This window comes from Streptococcus sp. 10F2 (assembly GCF_054331515.2).
This window is the reverse complement of the sequence record NZ_JBTGGE020000040.1, coordinates 1-18,024: the sequence shown is the minus strand read 5'-3', so window position 1 is coordinate 18,024 and position 18,024 is coordinate 1. Positions and strand designations below refer to the sequence as shown.

Here is an 18,024-nt window from a genome sequence, read left to right as displayed (position 1 = left end):
TTTTTCGTAGTTGCTTCTTTACTTGATTTGGCATTCTATCCACCTCCTTTAGCCTAAGTATAGCAAAAAAAGGATTTCGAAAGCTCATAAATCGAGCTTTCGAAATCCTTAACTTAATGACATTTAGCAAACAGCTACGCTTTTTTATTGCCCAAATCAAGTATAGCACAATCAAATCTACTTCTTGAGTTGGTAGGGGGGTCTCGTGCTTCCAATGGTATTCTAAAACACAGAAGCGACCCACCGCCTCCACAGAAATTCTGCTTCATGGGTGTTAGACCGCTTCTGATTTCAATATATACGATTTGTTACAAATACGTAAATCCCTAAAATTTGACAATGATCCAACGCTTGGGGTATAATTTAGGTGTTAACAAACGATGAAATAGTTAGCATTGCAAAAACCCCCAGCGTGACCGCGCTGAGGGTTTTTTTGGCTCAAAAATAAGCCCACTTGTTATTTCTTGCGTGAGTTGAGCCAATACTCAAACAATACTGATAGGATAGATACCAGCAACGGTGCAAGAAATAAACTGATGAAATAGAATAGCATTGCATTTCACCCCCTTTCTATCCCAAGAGGGCTGTTCAATTATAGCAAAATTTCACCCGTTGGATTCGCTTATATCTGCCCCTCCTACAAACTTCTAACCTCATCATTCTTCTATGTATAAAAAGGTAGGAATCCAGTTCACTTAAGTGGATTCCTACCTTTTTAGTCTGTTTCTTATTTCCAAAAATAAAACAAAAGCAATTTTAAACTATTTTCATCCATTCAAACTTGACTTGTTTGCGCAAATAGGACGACCTTACCTATTTAAGATATATACTACAATAATTATAATTTTTTAGAGGTGCCCTCATCAATAAACAGAATAACGCTTTGCAATATCTGCTATATTATCTGCAATAAGATCTGCTGTTAAATGAGACCCCTCATGTTCCAACTCTTCAAACCAATTGTGCAATACAACATCGGTTACAGACGAGACAGATTCAGGAATAATATGATAGTTCTTCCATAAGAACTGTTCTACTTCTGTTTTAAGAGCTTGTTTTTCATTCTCTAACATCATATTATTTCCTCCTTAACTAGTATGAGTCTGTCTGCAATTTTTTGATCACATATACAAAGTTGTGTATCATCTTGATATTTTCCCAAAAGTATACTAGCTGTTTTTTCTAAAGAATTTATTCCCTTGAAGTAATCATTTAAAATCACTTTCAAGCGCGTAACCTGACCATCAAGAACTGGTCCAAATACTGATGAAAATTTATGATTATTCACGCCTGCCTTAGCATTTAATTCTAATCTATTTTGGTAAACAAACTGAAAATACTCTTTATCAATTTCAAAAATCTTTGTTTCCATATCAGCAGATGTTTGAAATTGATAACTTAGAACAACCGGTTTCACATTTGAATTAAATGGTAACTCATCTTTTGTTTTCCATCGAGCCTATTTAACAGCCTGGTTGTACTTAGATGTCAGATACAAACCTATACCAAAATCACAGTTACGCTTACTATGATAGACATTTATCCCATTCTTTAAAGAAGTAACTTGAATAGACGTAGTTCCATGATACCAAACCACTGTACTAGTATACAATTTTCTAAAAATTGATTTACTCATATCTTCATTTTCCAAGACTTACTCAGATATTGAGTTCTTATTAGATAGATTCTAATGTTGAAATACTTTTTCCAAACAGTGTTCGAGAATTCATACTAACATCAACCTTATTTCATAGACAAATCCCTTAAAGACACAATAAGGTTGTCTGTCGACAACCCATTTTAAAACTTCCAGGATGGAACGGAATCTCCATGAAAAACAACAAGTATCCTATACAAACTCGTTTATTTCTACTTAAATGATATCAAATGTGTACAACAAGTCAAACAAAAACCTGTTTCAGCAAAAGGTTTCTACAGCGACTGCTTCAACAACTCTTTCAATACATCAAGGTCAATATCGGCCAATTTATTGATATAAACACAGCCCTTGCCAGTCTTGTATTTTCCTAAGGACTGAAGCAGGGAAGCTTGTTCCTCAAGAAAACTTGGATCAAAGTAAAGGCAAAACTTTGTCTGTCTAGGGGCAAAGGCCAAGCGTGGTGTGAGGCCTGTGCGAGCAGAGTCCAGTCGATACTTAGTCTCTCCAAAACCAATAATTCCTGGATGCCATACCACAGGGATTTCTCCACTAATAGTAGCATAGACATCCACAAGTGAATAAGCATCGGTTTGTTTTTTGACCGATGGGATATTTTCAAAAATTTCCTCAACATCTTGTCCAGTTGGTGCAAATTTATTCATTCCCATTTGCCTATTTTCCAAGCTCTTGGGTTCGTTGAACAGCTGCGCTGACAGCTTGCATCAATGCAGAACGGAAGCCAGATTTTTCCAGACTCACGACCCCAGCAATGGTCGAACCTCCTGGAGAGGTAACCTCTTGACGGAGTTGGGCTGGATGCTTCTCTGAACCAAGAACCATTTGGGCTGCCCCCAAGAGGGTTTGGGCAATGAGGCGTTTAGCATCCGAAGCCTGAATTCCCTGCTCTATACCCGCATCTGTGAGAGCTTCAATCATTTGATAGACAAAGGCCGGGCCACAGCCTGCTAAGGCTGTGGCAGCGTCCATCAAATTTTCCGGTACTTGCATGAGTTGACCACTGGGGGCTAATAAGGTTTCCACTACAAGAGCCAAGTCCGAATTAACCACGCTATAAGTTGTCATACCCTGCCCAATGCCTACTGGTGTATTGGGCATAATACGAACAAGATACTCGGCAGGCAAATACTGGGAGAGTGATGTTAAAGTTATACCGGCAGCCATGGAAATCCAGATAGTTTCTGGCTTAGCCAAGGTAGCAAGTTGGGAAATCAAGTCTGCCATCAAATAAGGTTTAACTCCAAGGAAAATAACATCTGCTTGAATAGCAATGTCCTCATTGCTAGCTAGACTGGCTCCCAACTCCTGAGCTAAAACTTGGGCCTTAGCTGGATTGTGGTTACTAAGGAGTAGCTCAGTCGTAGGGACCTGGGCTACTGCCTTGGCCAAGGCTCCTCCCATATTCCCGATTCCAATAAATCCGATTTTCATAACAATCTCCTAACGAATGTGACCTTGACCGCTGATAACATACTTGTAGGTTGTCATTTCTCGAAGCCCCATCGGACCACGCGCATGCATTTTTTGAGTTGAAATGCCGAGCTCACAGCCCAAACCAAATTCGCCTCCGTCCGTGAAGCGGGTGGAGGCATTGACATAAACAGCCGCTGCATCCACCATCAAGGTGAAGAGATCCGCTGTTTCTGGATTTTCAGTCACAATCGCTTCAGAATGTCCCGTTGAATGCTCATTGATATGAGCAATCGCCGCCTGCGCATCGTCGACCACCTTCACAGCCATAATGTAATCCAAAAATTCGGTATCAAAGTCTTGCGCTCCTGCCTGGGTCGCCTGCTTCAAGAAAGCCTGCGCTTCTTGGTCTGCCCGTAATTCTACCTGAGCATCCAAGGCCGCCTCAAAAGCTGGTAAAAACTCAGAAGCCACATCTTTATGGACAACTAGAACTTCAGCAGCGTTACAAACGGACGGACGGCTGGTTTTCGCATTAACAGCGATGGAGACCGCTTTATCTAAGTCTGCATCCTGATCAATATAAACATGGCAAATACCCGTACCAGTTTCAATCACTGGAACAGTTGCCTGTTCGACAACTGCTTGAATCAGACCAGCTCCACCACGCGGAACTAAGAGGTCAATTTTGCCCTTAGCCGTCATCATTTCCTGAGCTGAGGCACGACTCGTATCTTGAACCAGTTCAATAACTCCAGGATGAACTCCGACCTCTTCTAGACCAGCTTTCAAGGCAGTTACAATCGCTTGAGCTGAATGGAAGGCCTCTTTTCCACCTCGCAATATCACAGCATTTCCACTTTTAATCGCTAAGGCTGCCGCATCTGAAGTAACATTCGGCCGACTCTCATAAATCATTCCCACCAAGCCAAAAGGAATTGAGCGTTTTTGAATGTGTAAACCATCTTGGCGAACATGCTCTTCCAAGACCAGACCAACAGGATCCTCTAAATCAATCAAAACCCGGATTCCTGCCGCCATTGCCTCAATCCGTTCCTTAGTCAATAACAGTCGATCCTGCATAACGGGACTAATTTTTCCCTGAGCCGCTTCCATATCCACAGCATTTCCTGCCAGAATCGCATCGGCTTGAGCTACCAGTTGGTCTGCCATAGCCGCAAGAGCCTGATTTTTCACCTGACTACTAGCCAAATTGATCGAACTCTTATGCTCCAATAATGAATCCAATAATTCTTGTGTTGTTTTCATACGTCCTCCTATAAGGTTACCCAATCATTACGATGAATCAAAAGTCCCTCAGCCTTACCTTCTTGCAAAGCCTGCTCCAAATCCGCTGACGATAGACGCACGCGCCCCTTACCGATTAACTGATGCGATTCGTGACTATAAACTTCGACCACTTGTCCAACCTCAAAGTCACCTTCCACCTGCACGACTCCAGCCGCCAGTAAACTCCGTCCTCTATGTAAGAGCGCTTCAACTGCTCCTGGGTCAACCTCAACTAGAGCATCAACCCGAGCATAGAAGGCCATCCACTGTTTCCGTTGATTCATGGCATGACTATTTTCTAAGAAGTAGGTCCCGCGATTCTCTTGTGTCACAGCCTCCAAAAGAGCTGTATCTTCTTTAGAGGAACAGATAAAGACTGGAACACCAGACTTGGTTGCAATTTGAGCCGCCTGTAGCTTGGTGGTCATTCCACCTGTAGCATTAGAAGAGCCAGCCCCAGCAGCCATTGTAAAGAGCTCCTCATCAATGGACTCAATCACTGGCAAGTGTTTAGCATTGGGATCCTGGTTGGGATTAGCAGTATACAATCCATCCACATCTGTCAGCAGAACTAGGAGATCTGCCTTTAGCAAAGAAGCCACCTGAGCAGATAGGGTATCATTGTCCCCAACCTTAATCTCCTCTATGGCAATAGTATCATTTTCATTAATAATCGGAATCGCCCGCTGTTTCAGTAAGACCTGCAAAGCTTGGGAAGCATTCTGATAACGTCTCGCATCCGCAAAATCATCCTGGGTCAAGAGAATCTGTGCAGTGACAATCCCATCCTTCATCAAATTCTGGGTATACTCTTCAATCAAGAGGCCTTGCCCTACAGCAGCAGAAGCCTGTTTTTCTGCAATCTTTGTCGGTCGTTTATCAAAGCCTAAGCGCCGGAAGCCCGCCGCAATAGAACCCGATGTTACCAAAACAATATGATGTCCTTGCTGATGCAACTGGGCTAATTGATTGGTAATTCGAGCAATCTTAATCCGATCCAGATTGCCATTTTCCTGAGTCAAGGAAGATGTCCCAACTTTAAATACAATGGTTTTCTCTGCCATAGTTATCTCTTTCCTTTTTCTAATTGGAAAAATTATACCATATTAGAGACGGATTTTCAGAACCACTCCCGTCAAACCTTCCAGAAACAAATCAGATCCCTGAATGCTCAAACCTGCCTGTCTATCTAGGGGAATTCCATCTACATTCACCTGTTCACCATCCACTAGAACTTGTACCGATTTTGCCTCTGTTAATTGTGGAAGACTGAATTTACGAGAATACTCCTCTGCATTCACAATGACGACCAAAGTTTCCTCAGCACTAGAACGAAGTTGATAAGCTAGGAAAAGGTCTTCCCCTGCCCCTTGAGTGAGCAACTGTACCTTTTCATCCACTTCCAGACGATCTGCCAGACGAAAGACTCCCTCTGCTTTTCGCAAAGCTATTAAACCACGAGTATATTCAAGAGTCTGCACAGCATAAGGATAGCGCTCCTGTTGGCGAACCTTGGCCCAATCAAAGCGATTGACTGCGTCAGAAGCATCATAGGAATCGTGGATAAAATAAGGAAATTGGAACGGATTCCCTTCTACATCTTCAAGTAAGTAAGATTTATGGGGTTGCAGAGTCTGAGCGACCGGTTTTTCAAAGTCAGGATGAAGGAATTGCTTGGTTCGACCATACTCCTGTCCTGCATGTAAAAAGACAGTTCCTTGAGAGGTGAGTAGCAGTAATTGCCCCAAACGAATCCGACGATGAATCTCCACCAGATTCTCAGGAATTGCTGGATCTTTATGAATCGATTGGGCAATAATATCAAACAAGGGTAGATTGTCGTGAGCTTCAATGTATTGAACCACATCTCCCGGTTGATCTGCTTCAAAGTTCGAAGGTTGAGCTTTGAGAGAGTAGAATAGCTCGTCAATATTCGTTGGTCCGCCAGTTAGAAAGGCCGGCTCTCCTTCAGTCGGGTAACCAGACTTGAGACTATTACGGAAATGATCTGAAAAGACCGCAACCTTATCCGTTTCCAACATCCAGTCTTGATCAGCAGCGGGTCTATAATCACCTTCATCTCCAACATAGGTGCGCCAGCCTTCCCCCAAAATCAAAGCCTGTGGATTGATAGCTTGGGCAATTCTAGAGATTTGATCTAAAGCTTCTGCATCATGATCGCCCATCATATCAAAACGGAAACCATCTACCTTGTAAACATCCAATAAATAAGCAATGGATTCAATCATTAAACGACGAGTCATGGCATGGGTTGAGGCTAATCGACCACCCCCAAAACTGGTTCTAACCTGACCATCCTCATCCATGAAATGATAATAATGAGGTTGCAATTCTTCAAAAATCCCAAGCTGGGCTGTATGATTGTAAACAACATCCAGAATGACTCCCATTCCCCGAGCATGGATGGCTGCTACTATATCCTTAAATTCCTGAATTCGCAAAGCTGGATCCGCTGCATTGGCAGAATACATCCCTGTCAATGCGAAATAATGTTGTGGATCATAGCCCCAGTTATAATTCGTTCCTCCAGAAGCATAGTCCCACAAACCTTGACGGGCTTGAAATTCATCTGCCAAGTAATAACTAAGAATCGGTAAGAGTTGAACATGGGTCACTCCTAAAGACTGAATATAATCCAGTCTCTCCTCCATCGCTTTAAAAGTTCCAAAGGGAGCCTCTAGTTCCCCCTGAGTCTCTGGATCAGACGTAAAATCACGCACATGAACCTCGTAAATAATAGCATCTTCTCGTTTTTGATAGCCGGGAATTTGTGCATAGTCCAGATTCCTACGACCCGTTAATCTAGGATCAAGGATCGCCCCCTTAGCGACTTGATAAGCCAAACCTCTATGTCGTTGTTCACTAGACCAAGCTGCCAAAGATGGAGTATAGGGGTCTAGAACACGCACAAGCTGGTTCCCACGATGAATTTGGTAGTGATAAAAATATCCTCGAATATCCGCAAGGCCTAGCTCTTCTTCAGCATCCACCTCTAACGTCCAAACTCCCTGTTCCCCTTGCAGCATCGGAATCTGAGCTCGCTCCACATCGGCATTCTCCTTATCATACAAAATAAGCTCAACTAACTGGGCAGACGGAGACCAAAAAGCAAACCGGGCACTCTTTCCTCCCTCACAAACTTCTAATCCTAATTTAGCAGTAGAAGCATAGACTTGCTCCAGCAACTTCCAATCCAAAAAACTCTCTACCTCGGACTCCCCTAATTGAACCCGATAAGGTGCACGAGCATCCACTTCCAAACTAGCTTTAATAGAAAAAGATTCTCCTTCTTTCTCCCACTCCAGCCCTGCAACCGCAACACCAGCTCCTCTAGAATTCCGAATCGTGAGCATTTCAAAGAGCAAAGCCAAATCCAAATCCGTCTCCTTAGCCAAATAGAGCACTAGCTCCTGATCACTGACTTGCTTGGCACTTTTCAAAACCAATTCCCTCATTTTATCACTCATCTTCCTCTCTCCTTTGGTTGTGAAATCGCTTTCTATTATAGACACAAAAAGAGCAACTGTAAAGGGATTTTGATAGACAGGAAACAAAAGCCTATGTTAAAATGAAGTTGAAATCGGAAAAAAGAGGTATCCCCATGGATAAACGAGTTTGGTCTAGTCGCCGTCTAGCCTTTTTGGCCGTCATGGCAGCTTTTTGTTTTGTTGGCCGTCAAGTAACAGCTGCTCTGCCCAACATCCAGCCCGTTACCGCTATCTTAATGATGTTGACTCTGCAATTGACCTTAGCTGATGGGATTATCGTGGCCGCTCTCACTATTCTCATATCCAATATTTTCTTGGGAATGGGACCCTGGACCATCTATCAAATCCTGACCTATAGCATACTCATGGCTGGTCTCTATGGCCTACGTCCACTCTATCGGAGCCTCGCTTCCAAGCCCAAAATCAGGCTAATCCTTTTTAGCTTGGTTGCCTTTCTGTTCGGCTTCCTCTACGGCTTTGTCATTTCCTTTTTCTCCGCCCAGACCTACAGCGTCAGTAATTTTTGGGCCTACTACCTTCAAGGACTGCCCTTTGACCTGCTGCACGCCTTCGGCAATGCCCTTTTCTACCTAATCTTGGAACCAATCATCAGTCCCCTGATTCAGGTTTTACGCAAGCAATACAATTTTTAAGGAGTTTTTTATGAAAAAATTTGCCCTGCTCGCCCTTACTGCCCTAGCCCTTACAGGCTGTGCCACCAACAACCAGTCTGCCACAGAAGCCTCTTCATCGTCTGCGTCTAGCAGCCAAGTTATGGAGTCTAAAGTTACAGTTTCTGTAACCCAAGATGGCAAAGCTATTGAAAACAGTCCCTTTGAACTTTCCTTCAAAGAGGGAGATAAGCTTTTAGATGTTATGAAAAAACAAATGGACATCAAAGAAGAAAACGGACTAGTCACTTCTATCAATGGTATTGAACAAAAACCAGACGAGCAAAAATATTGGCTCTTTGATGTCAATGGCAAAATGAGTGACAAAGGAGCTCAAGATGTTGAACTCAAAGATGGCGATACCATCGATTGGAAGTTAGAAGCCTACCAAGGTGAATAATCACAAAAAAATTCGACCCATGGCATGGGGTCGAATTTTTTTGTTAGTCGATGTCTTTTAAACGAACAGAAACCAAGCTCGATACACCGGATTCCTGCATGGTCACACCATAGATACTGTCGGCTGCTGCCATGGTTCCTTTACGATGGGTCACCACAATAAATTGTGAGCGTTGATCAAAGCGTTTGAGATAATCTCCAAAGCGTTTCACATTGGCTTCATCTAAAGCCGCTTCAACCTCGTCTAAAATAACAAAAGGAATCGTCTTAACACGAATAATCGCAAACAGCAAAGCTAGAGCTGATAGGGCCTTTTCCCCACCACTCATCAAATTTAGCGATTGAATCTTTTTACCCGGGGGTTGAACCGAAATTTCCACCCCAGCTACCAATAGATCAGCATCTGTTAATAAAAGATCTGCCTGACCACCACCAAACATTTGTCGGAATGTTTCTTTGAAACTCTGACGAATGGCTTCAAAAGTCGTCTGGAATCGTTCCCGAACTTCTTGGTTCATTTCATCCATCGTATCCAACAATAAATTCTTAGCATCCAGAATATCCTGGCGTTGGTTGGTCAAGAAGTCATGGCGTTCTTTAACTTCCTCATATTGTTCCAAAGACGCCAAATTGACAGGTCCCAGTGCTTTAATCGATCGTTCCAACTGCTTCAGCTCGTCCCGTGCCTGCTCCAAATCTTCAACGGGTTGAACTTGATCACGCGCAGCTTCAATTGTCATTTGGTAATCATCCGTCAGACGTTGCAAATCCTGACGCAAGGCTCTCTCTAAACTCGAACGTTGCGAATCTAGTTGAGCTTCCTGGCGAATAAGACCTTCATTTTCCCGACGAGCCTGATCGAGTCGACTGTTCAAATCTTCGACTTGAGCTTCTAAATCCTCTTTTTCAAATCGAAGCCTAATCAGCGCCTGCTGGCTAGCATCTTTTTCAGCCTGAGCTTGCTCCAAGCGAGTTTCAAGGTCACTAGCCTGTCCTTGCAAGTCTTCAAGGGAAGCCAATTGTTGCAAGCCTTGTTCTAGCTTAGACTGCTCTTGTTCAAGATTGACGAGCTGGACTTGTTTCGCTTCCTTCTGACTTTGGAGGAGATTAAGCTGGCCTTTTTTACCCGTTTGCTCTACAAGCACCTCTTGGAGCTTCTCTTCTAGTACTTTCACCTGATCACGGTGAGCATCCTTATTTTCACGGAGGATCTCTAAGTCTGTTTCTAGTTTGACCTTGTCTTGTTCAATATTCTGGAGAGTTTCTTTTAGAGATTCAAGCTGTACTTGCAAGTGATCCATTGCAGTTTCCCCAAGCCTTTCTTGCTGACTCTTCAAAAGGTCTGTTAGGCGTTGGTAATCACTCTGAGCTTGTTCCCAATTAAGACGGAGAGCCTGTTCCCGAAGTCGGAGAGCTTCTCCAGTCGTTTTAAGCTGATCAAGACTCGCTTGACCACTATCAATTTCCTTTTTAGTTTGCGCTAAAGATTGCTCCAACTGCCGTAAATCATTTTGTGCTGCTTCTAATTGAATCTGCACCTGCTTCAATTCTGGCTTTAGCAACAGACTTTGGTTGTTGCGCTGACTTCCCCCAGCATAAGCCCCGCCAGCCCGGATTTCCGAACCATCTAGGGTAATCAAACGCAGACGGTAATTCAGATGGCGAGCTGCTTTTCGAGCTTGATCAATTTCTTCAAAAATAGCAATGGTTCCCAAAAGGTTCCCATAAATCCCCGCTAATTCCGCATCAAACTGAATCACATCGACCGCCATCCCCAAAAAACCAGGTGATTGGGCCAGGATCGCCGCTTGTTGATCCGAAATCGTCCGAGATTGAATTCGAGTCAAAGGTAGGAAGGTCGCACGACCTGCTCGCTGCTCTTGGAGATAACGAATCCCTTGCGTCGCTGCCTCTTCATCATCTACAATCAAATGCTGACTACTAGCTCCCAAGGCAACATCCAAGGCCTGCTGGAAACGTAGGTCAAAGGTCAAATGTTCACTAACCACCCCACGTATTCCAACTAGTCTATCTTGGGCATTAAGGACACTCCGAACACCTGCGTACAGATTGGAATGATTGGCAAGAATATTTTCCAAACTTTCCCGTCTTGCATCCAATTTACGAACAGTTTCTAACTGACTAAAATAGGTTTCTTGTTGCTGTTGATAAGATTGACGAGTCTGAAAAAGGCTTTTTTCTTGACCTTGATAGTCTTTAAGAGCAGTCTCTAACTCAGCTTCAACCGTCTTAAGCTCTGTCTGTAACTGCTTGGTTTGACTCTCGGTCTCCTGTCGCTGCTGCCGTAACTCTTGTCGCTCCTGATTTCGTTGAGAATCTTGGGCTTCTTTCGCTTCTAATTGCGTTTCTACACTCGTTAACTGGTTGCTCAAGTCCGCTTCTTTGCGTAAAAGCTTCAAATATCGATCCCGCAGTTTCTCCAGATGACTTTCTGGGTCTTCTGCTTGACTGAGCTGATTCCGAAGCTCGCTCTCTTCTTCCCTTAAAAGCAACAAAGCTTGTCGCTCCGAAGCTACTCCTTCCTCTAACTCCTCAATAGACTGCTTCAGAATAACCTCTTCTTGAGCCAGTTCGGATAAACGCTTACGCCCTTCAGCCTCAGCCTGACCTGATTGTTGACTTTCCTGCTTCAAAAGAGCTTGTTGCGTCTGATAATCTGCCACTAAAGAAGTCAAGGCCAATAAGTCTTCCTGCTTCTTTGTCATCTCAGCTTCCACAGTTTGTGCCTTCGTCCGACAAGCCTGCAGCTCTTCCTCCAAGCTCAGTCGTTGCTCTTTGAAAGAGGATAGCTGGACCTCAACATCGGTTAAGGCTGTGACAACCTCATCTAATTCGCTTTTTCCTTGATCCAATTGTGCTACGATAAAATCTAAAGTAGCTTGATATCGCTTATTATCTAGATTTTGAAAACGCCGAGCCACCTCCGCCTGCTCTTTCAAGGGAGGTAATTGCAGCTCAAGCTCATACAAAATATCCTCCAAACGCTCTAAATTTTCCTGCGTTTGCTTGAGTTTTCCCTCTGTCTCTTTTCGCCTGGTCTTATACTTCAGAACCCCGGCAGCTTCTTCAAAAATAGTTCTGCGTTCTTCCGGTTTACTGGTAAAGATTTCCTCAACCCGACCTTGAGAAATAATCGAAAAGGAATCCCGGCCCAAACCAGTATCCATAAACAGTTCATGGACATCTTTCAGACGTACTTTACGACCATCAATACGGTACTCACTGTCTCCATTACGAAAAATCTGCCGCTCAATCTGAACCTGTTCTCCTTGCCCCAGCAGGTATTGATCTTGATTATCCAAGGTTACCAATACCCGAGCATAATTGAGCGGTGAGCGAGCTTCCGTTCCTGCAAAAATAACATCTGGCATCTTACCACCACGCAGGCTCTTTACACTGGATTCTCCTAGAGCCCAGCGGAGACTCTCTGTAATGTTACTTTTACCCGATCCATTTGGACCGACAATGGCAGTAACACCATCGTCAAAGGTTACTTTTGTCTTGTCCGCAAAGGATTTAAAACCTTGGATTTCAATTTCCTTTAAGTACATGTGCTTCCCTCTCCGCAATGGCCCTCTTAGCAGCTTCTTGCTCGGCTAATTTCTTAGACCGCCCCACACCCTGGGCTAATTTTTGCTCATTCAAAAAGACACCTACCAAGAACTCCTTGGCATGGGCTGGACCTGATTCTTGTAGGACTTGGTAGCGAATCTGGACATCACCTCCGACCTGCAACAATTCCTGTAACTGGGTCTTGTAATCTATCACCCGTTCAAACTGCCCCTTTTCAATTTTGGGAATAATCTGAACTGTCATAAAGGATCGAACGGCATCCACCCCTTGATCAAGTAAGAGAGCCCCTAAAAAGGCTTCGAATAAATCCCCCAAAATAGTATCGCGGGAACGTCCCCCATTTTTTTCTTCACCTTTACCCAAACGAATGTATTGGTCAAACTGACAATCCTTCGAAAAACCAGCCAAACTCTCTTCTCGAACCATCATCGAACGTAGTTTTGACAATTCTCCTTCAGGTTTTCCCGGAAAACGAGCATAGAGGTACTCTGAAATCAATAATTGTAGAACAGCGTCTCCTAAAAATTCCAAACGTTCATTATGTGAAATGTTTAAGAGGCGGTGCTCATTCGCATAAGAAGTGTGCGTAAAAGCCGTTTCTAAAAGCACGGTGTCCTGGAAAACAATCTGAAAATTATTCTCCAGCATCCTAACAAGTCGATCCATATGAAACTCCTTTCCAAAAGCTCATCTTATTGTATCATGTTGCAGATTTATGAGCAAAAAAAATCCAGGTTTTACCTGAATTTTTCATGTAGCTCCGAATGTTTTTGACCGTATAAGAAATAAATCAAACTACCAATGATAATTGAGACTCCAAAAGCCAACCATGTCGTTCCATCGTATTGCACCATAAAGGAAAGACAAATCAAAATAGATAACAGCGGAAGCAAGGGAACCAGAGGAGTTTTAAACTCATGTTCCTTTGGCATCCCCTTCGTCTTTCTAAGATGAAGAAGACCAAATGCTAGAATGATCAAATAGGCTAGAGTCACAATGTTTAAGAAGGAAGCCAGGCTTGCTAAAGGAAAGATCCCCGCAAAAATAGCTGCAAAAACACCAACTAATAGAGTGGCATTGGTCGGTACTTTACTCACAGGATTCAGCCTCCGAAACGCTTGTGGCAAAAGACCATCACGAGCAATAGCATAGATCATCCGCGACAAGGCGTAAGTTAGAGATAGACACACTGTAATTAAAGTCAAAATTGCAACCAAAGACACATAATGAGCCGCCCACTCAAGACCAGCACTTCGTAAGGCAAAGGCAACTGCATCTGCAACATTTAGCTGCTCATAGGGAACAATCCCTGTTAATACTAAGGTTACCAATACATACATTAAAGTTACAAGTGCTAGCGATAGACCAATTCCCCGTGGCACATTCTTCTGAGGTTCTTTCACTTCATCCACAGCCATTGATAGAGACTCATATCCCAAAAAACTGAAGAACATCAAGGAGGCCCCTGCCATAATCCCTGTCTCAGCCCCGTATAAGGAACCAAAGCCAAAAGGAGCAAATGGAGACCAGTTCTCCACCTTGATAAAAAATGCTCCTAGTCCAATAAACAGCAAAAGAGCTGAAAATTTCAACACAACCAATAACGAATTAAATCGCAGAGCCGTCTGGGATTGTAGTAACACAACTGCTGTGACAAAGGCTACCACCAAAACAGGTAATAAATCAATATAGGTCCCAGTAGCTGGATTAAAGGTCCCGCTTAAAGCCTGAGGTAATTCCCAACCAAATGATGCCAGCAAGCCCTTCAAATAGCCACCCCAACCAGCAGCAACTCCTGATACGGCCATCATATACTCTAAAATTGTAAACCAACCGACCATCCAAGCTGGGTATTCTCCAAAAACTGCATAGATATAGGAATAGGCTCCACCAGAAGCTGGAATGCGTGAAGCAAATTCCGCAAAAAAGAGTGCCGACAAGCCCACACAAAAAGCGGAAATAATAATGGAAAGAACGAGAGCAGGTCCCGCTAAGGTAGCAGCTCCAATTCCAGTAATCGTAAAAATACCAGTCCCAACCATGGCACCAGCCCCTAAAAACAACAAATCTTTCAACCCTAGATGACGCCGCATCTCTGTCCGTGTCTGACTAAGGTCTTTTTTACGAAATGCTTTCATACTATCACATCCTTTTTAAATTCCACTTATTCTACCATTACAACTCACGGAAAGTCAAAAACAAGACCACGGAAGTATGTAGCAAGCTATTCTTGAACACTTAAAACAATCGCAAATCTAAGAAACTAGTAAATTCGAATTTGTGTCTCCACATAACTACCTGAATATTCAACTTTTCAAAACCAAGTAACGCTTATAACTAGCTAGAATCCTCGTTTTAAAGAATTCTAACAAGCAGGTCTTCATAGGAAATAGTGTGGGTCAGATAGCATTGTATGAATAAGGAGAGCGAAGCTCTCTACGAAGCACAAAGGTCGCAAATTCTATTTGCTCCATCAGTGGCTAAGTTGTCCAATAGTTGGTTCTCAACTGCTGATGATTCCACTACGATAGGAAGACCTGCTTCTGTATTCCTTCTAAATTCCTAAAACAGCCTGATAAACGCCCCCATCACGGAACTTCTTGCTTGTGGAATGGTGTGGACCTCGTGTTTAATGACCTGTCATGCTTTTGAAGCACCTATGGATATAGATTCACGAAAGACTGGCTCAGAAACAGTTTTTCTAAATAATCTCTCAAACTTCTCATTGCGAATACTCACTAGGTGAGTTGCCATGTTTTCAGTAGCTCGTCTGGTCCAATTTCGTCCCTATTTTTTCATAGGATCCCTATCCTAGCGATAACCACTTTCGGACACCATCCCTTACTTGTAAACCTCTATCTTTTAGCGGTTGAATCCAGTACCAATTCCCAGCTACATCAGATTGAACAAGAAATTTATCCAGTCATTCTAGACAGTGGCTTAGATAATCTAGAAATAAGTCACAAAAGATCCATGAAAATCATTCTTCAACTTCTGCTCCAAAGATCTCTGATACAATAGTCACAGATGCTATAGCCTCTCTGGTTGATTCGATACCTACCGAGATATAGTTTTTTTAGTTTGTTCAATCATTTTTTCTGAGAATTATTTTACACTAATGACACGGACACCTCCTCTCTAGCAAAAATCAGCAGAAAACCTATATTTAATAGTGATTTAGAAAAGTTGTCAAATGATTCTCTCTATCTGTGATATGGTATACTGGTAATCTAACAAATACTACAAATAGAGAGGAGTAGTCCGATGACTACCATCATTTTAACGATTCTCATCGTCCTTAGTCTGATTTATATTCTTGCTCTCAGTCGAAGAACCAGCTTGACAGAGCTTTTTGCGCGAGGTCCCCAAATGCTAACTGGTTTTGCGATTGGCTTTATTGCTGATTTCTTAGACACCTTGGGTATAGGCTCTTTCTTGACAACTACCACCCTCTTTCGAGCGAGTCATTATTTAGAAGATGATCGCCATTTACCCGGAACCCTCAACATCGCTCATACTCTTCCCACCATTACAGAAGCTCTATTTTTTATTAGTGTTGTCAAGGTAGATTCTCTCACCCTCATTTCTATGGTTTTAGCCGCTACTGCTGGAGGAAAAATGGGAAGTGAAATTGTTAGCCATCTCAACCGTAAACTGATTCTCCGAACAATCAGCATTGCCATGCTCCTAACCAGTCTCCTCATGCTGGGACGTATTACAGGATTTATTGATTCACTAGGCTCTGGCAACACAGCTATGGGACTTACTGGTTGGGCGCTCGTCTTAGGAATTTTGGGAAACTTTGTACTCGGTGCTCTCATGTCAGCTGGTGTCGGTCTCTATTCACCTTGTATGGTCATGGTTTACCTCCTTGGAATGAATCCTTTAGCAGCCTTTCCAATTATGATGACCTCCTGTGCAGCCCTCATGCCGATCACTTCAATGACCTTTATCAAAAACGATTCCTATCATAAAAAAAGCCTGGGCTGGATTGTCCTAGGAGGTATCTTAGGGGTGATTATCGCAGCTACCTTGGTTAAAAGTATGTCCCTCACCCTCCTTAGTTGGATTATCGTCCTCGTCGGATTCTTCACAGCCTTTACCCTTTATCGTGCCAGTCAAAGCCTAGAATAACTATGAATACCATTGACTATATTCAAGAAGTCCAATATGATAGCTTTTATGATCGTCCCTATGGAGAAATTGACTATCTCCTTTTGGCCGAACTGAGCTATTTACCCTTCGATACTTTCGTCACTCCTAGTTGGGATTTAAATCAAGCCCAGCGCCTATCAGATTTGGAACAACAGATACCACTTGACCCATCTCCCCTAATGCGCGAACGCTACCAGCTATTACACAAGATGGCTCACAGCAAACGCTATAAAAATTTAAAGCTACTGGCTTTTCAAAATATCATTGAACCCCAAAATAATCTCCAATTCTCTGCAGTCACCTTCTGCATTGCTCCCAAGACCTATGTCCTAGCTTTTAGAGGAACCGATGATAGCCTTGTGGGCTGGAAAGAGGACTTATTAATGTCCTATCAGGAAGAAATCCCTGCCCAAATTCTAGCATGCAACTATTTAACGGAAGCACTCACAGAATTAATAGGGGATATTGATATAACTGGTCATTCAAAAGGAGGAAACCTAGCCATCTATGCGGCTAGCCATCTGACACCCCTCCTTTCGAAAAAACTCAAAAGCATTTACTCCTTTGATGCGCCAGGCCTCCATACAAGTGTCCTGGAGAGCCAGGGATATCAAAGGATTCATCCTAAAATCAATCGCTATATTCCTGAAAATTCTGTTGTCGGTATCTTCCTTTACTCTCAAGCACCGACACAAATCATCAAAAGTTCGGTCCAAAATGGCATGCGCCAACACAACACCTTTACCTGGGAAATAGAAGAGCATGCCTTTAGTCGTGCTTCAGGTCTTTCCACCAGTAGTCAACAACTTGAACAAACCATGGCTCAACTCGTCGAAGAAGTTCCCGATGCTCAACTAGCCCAAATCATTCAGACCTGCTTTTCCTTAATGGAGCACGAAGGCATCAGCTCCATCAATATCTTTTTTCAAAAAAGTGCATGGACTACCATCTTAAAAATTTTGCAACGAGGACAATCACTTAGTTCCGAGCAGTGGAAACCTTTACTCCAGTTCGCACAACTAGTTGTCCAAGTATGGCAAGAAACCAAACAAGAATGGTCTTCTAGTAAAAATTAGTCTGAGAACTAGGTAAGTTCTACTAAAGAATGATTAGGAAGTTAGTCTGAGAAAATCAAAAAAAGGCAGATTTTAGTCTCTGACTAAGGTCTGTTTTTAAGTACGACGGGCATGTCATACATCTGAGGTGTAAGTCCTCTGTGGGCACCTGCTACCGGTGAACCCAATAGCGACTCCCAAGCCTGACTATCGTGAGGTAGCGGGGAGAGGAAGGGATAGCGAAATCGTGGCTCTACGAACAG

14 protein-coding genes are annotated in these 18,024 nt (G+C 43.1%); 4 read left to right on the top strand and 10 right to left on the bottom strand.

Annotated elements, in window-relative coordinates; all coding sequences use genetic code 11:
* Positions 1 to 863 precede the first annotated feature (863 nt).
* From ACXM1Q_RS07080 to ACXM1Q_RS07050, 7 genes are all read right to left on the bottom strand, one after another.
* The gene (locus tag ACXM1Q_RS07080) at positions 864 to 1,076 is read right to left on the bottom strand and encodes a hypothetical protein (RefSeq protein ID WP_458517464.1); all 213 of its coding nucleotides are present in this window, start codon (positions 1,074 to 1,076) and stop codon (positions 864 to 866) included.
* Positions 1,073 to 1,372: a hypothetical protein gene (locus tag ACXM1Q_RS07075; RefSeq protein WP_458517463.1), complete on the bottom strand. Its 300-nt coding sequence runs from the start codon at positions 1,370 to 1,372 to the stop codon at positions 1,073 to 1,075. The genes ACXM1Q_RS07080 and ACXM1Q_RS07075 overlap by 4 nt, the downstream gene beginning before the upstream one ends.
* Before the next feature lie 560 nt (positions 1,373 to 1,932).
* A complete protein-coding gene (locus ACXM1Q_RS07070) occupies positions 1,933 to 2,322 on the bottom strand; it encodes a DUF1801 domain-containing protein (RefSeq protein ID WP_458517462.1) in 390 nt (129 codons plus the stop codon).
* Between the two features lie 10 nt (positions 2,323 to 2,332).
* Entirely contained in the window at positions 2,333 to 3,109 is a 777-nt protein-coding gene (gene proC, locus ACXM1Q_RS07065; RefSeq protein WP_458517461.1) for a pyrroline-5-carboxylate reductase, read from the bottom strand.
* Positions 3,110 to 3,118: 9 nt separating this feature from the next.
* Entirely contained in the window at positions 3,119 to 4,357 is a 1,239-nt protein-coding gene (locus ACXM1Q_RS07060) for a glutamate-5-semialdehyde dehydrogenase (RefSeq protein ID WP_458517460.1), read from the bottom strand.
* Positions 4,358 to 4,365: 8 nt separating this feature from the next.
* Entirely contained in the window at positions 4,366 to 5,442 is a 1,077-nt protein-coding gene (gene proB / locus ACXM1Q_RS07055; RefSeq protein ID WP_458517459.1) for a glutamate 5-kinase, read from the bottom strand.
* A gap of 42 nt (positions 5,443 to 5,484) precedes the next feature.
* Positions 5,485 to 7,866: a pullulanase gene (locus tag ACXM1Q_RS07050; RefSeq protein WP_458517458.1), complete on the bottom strand. Its 2,382-nt coding sequence runs from the start codon at positions 7,864 to 7,866 to the stop codon at positions 5,485 to 5,487.
* Positions 7,867 to 8,000: 134 nt separating this feature from the next.
* Between ACXM1Q_RS07050 and ACXM1Q_RS07045 the strand changes: the two genes are divergently transcribed.
* A complete protein-coding gene (locus ACXM1Q_RS07045) occupies positions 8,001 to 8,540 on the top strand; it encodes an ECF transporter S component (protein ID WP_135037509.1) in 540 nt (179 codons plus the stop codon).
* Positions 8,541 to 8,550: 10 nt separating this feature from the next.
* On the top strand, positions 8,551 to 8,958 hold the full coding sequence (locus ACXM1Q_RS07040; RefSeq protein ID WP_458517457.1) for a DUF4430 domain-containing protein: 408 nt from the start codon (positions 8,551 to 8,553) through the stop codon (positions 8,956 to 8,958).
* 43 nt (positions 8,959 to 9,001) lie between these two features.
* Here the strand turns inward: ACXM1Q_RS07040 and smc are convergent, their stop codons facing one another.
* The 3 genes from smc to ACXM1Q_RS07025 form a co-directional block, all read right to left on the bottom strand.
* Positions 9,002 to 12,529: a chromosome segregation protein SMC gene (gene smc / locus ACXM1Q_RS07035; protein ID WP_458517456.1), complete on the bottom strand. Its 3,528-nt coding sequence runs from the start codon at positions 12,527 to 12,529 to the stop codon at positions 9,002 to 9,004.
* Positions 12,510 to 13,217, bottom strand: a complete 708-nt coding sequence (gene rnc / locus ACXM1Q_RS07030; protein WP_458517455.1) for a ribonuclease III — start codon at positions 13,215 to 13,217, stop codon at positions 12,510 to 12,512. Before rnc ends, smc begins: the two co-directional genes overlap by 20 nt.
* Positions 13,218 to 13,288: 71 nt before the next feature.
* Positions 13,289 to 14,689 carry an amino acid permease gene (locus tag ACXM1Q_RS07025; RefSeq protein ID WP_458517454.1) on the bottom strand — a complete coding sequence of 467 codons (1,401 nt, stop codon included), beginning with the start codon at positions 14,687 to 14,689 and terminating at the stop codon, positions 13,289 to 13,291.
* Positions 14,690 to 15,815: 1,126 nt separating this feature from the next.
* On the opposite strand from ACXM1Q_RS07025, the gene ACXM1Q_RS07020 reads away from it, so the two are divergent.
* Positions 15,816 to 16,685, top strand: a complete 870-nt coding sequence (locus tag ACXM1Q_RS07020; RefSeq protein ID WP_458517453.1) for a permease — start codon at positions 15,816 to 15,818, stop codon at positions 16,683 to 16,685.
* Between the two features lie 2 nt (positions 16,686 to 16,687).
* The gene (locus tag ACXM1Q_RS07015; RefSeq protein ID WP_458517452.1) at positions 16,688 to 17,782 is read left to right on the top strand and encodes an Mbeg1-like protein; all 1,095 of its coding nucleotides are present in this window, start codon (positions 16,688 to 16,690) and stop codon (positions 17,780 to 17,782) included.
* Positions 17,783 to 18,024 lie beyond the last annotated feature (242 nt).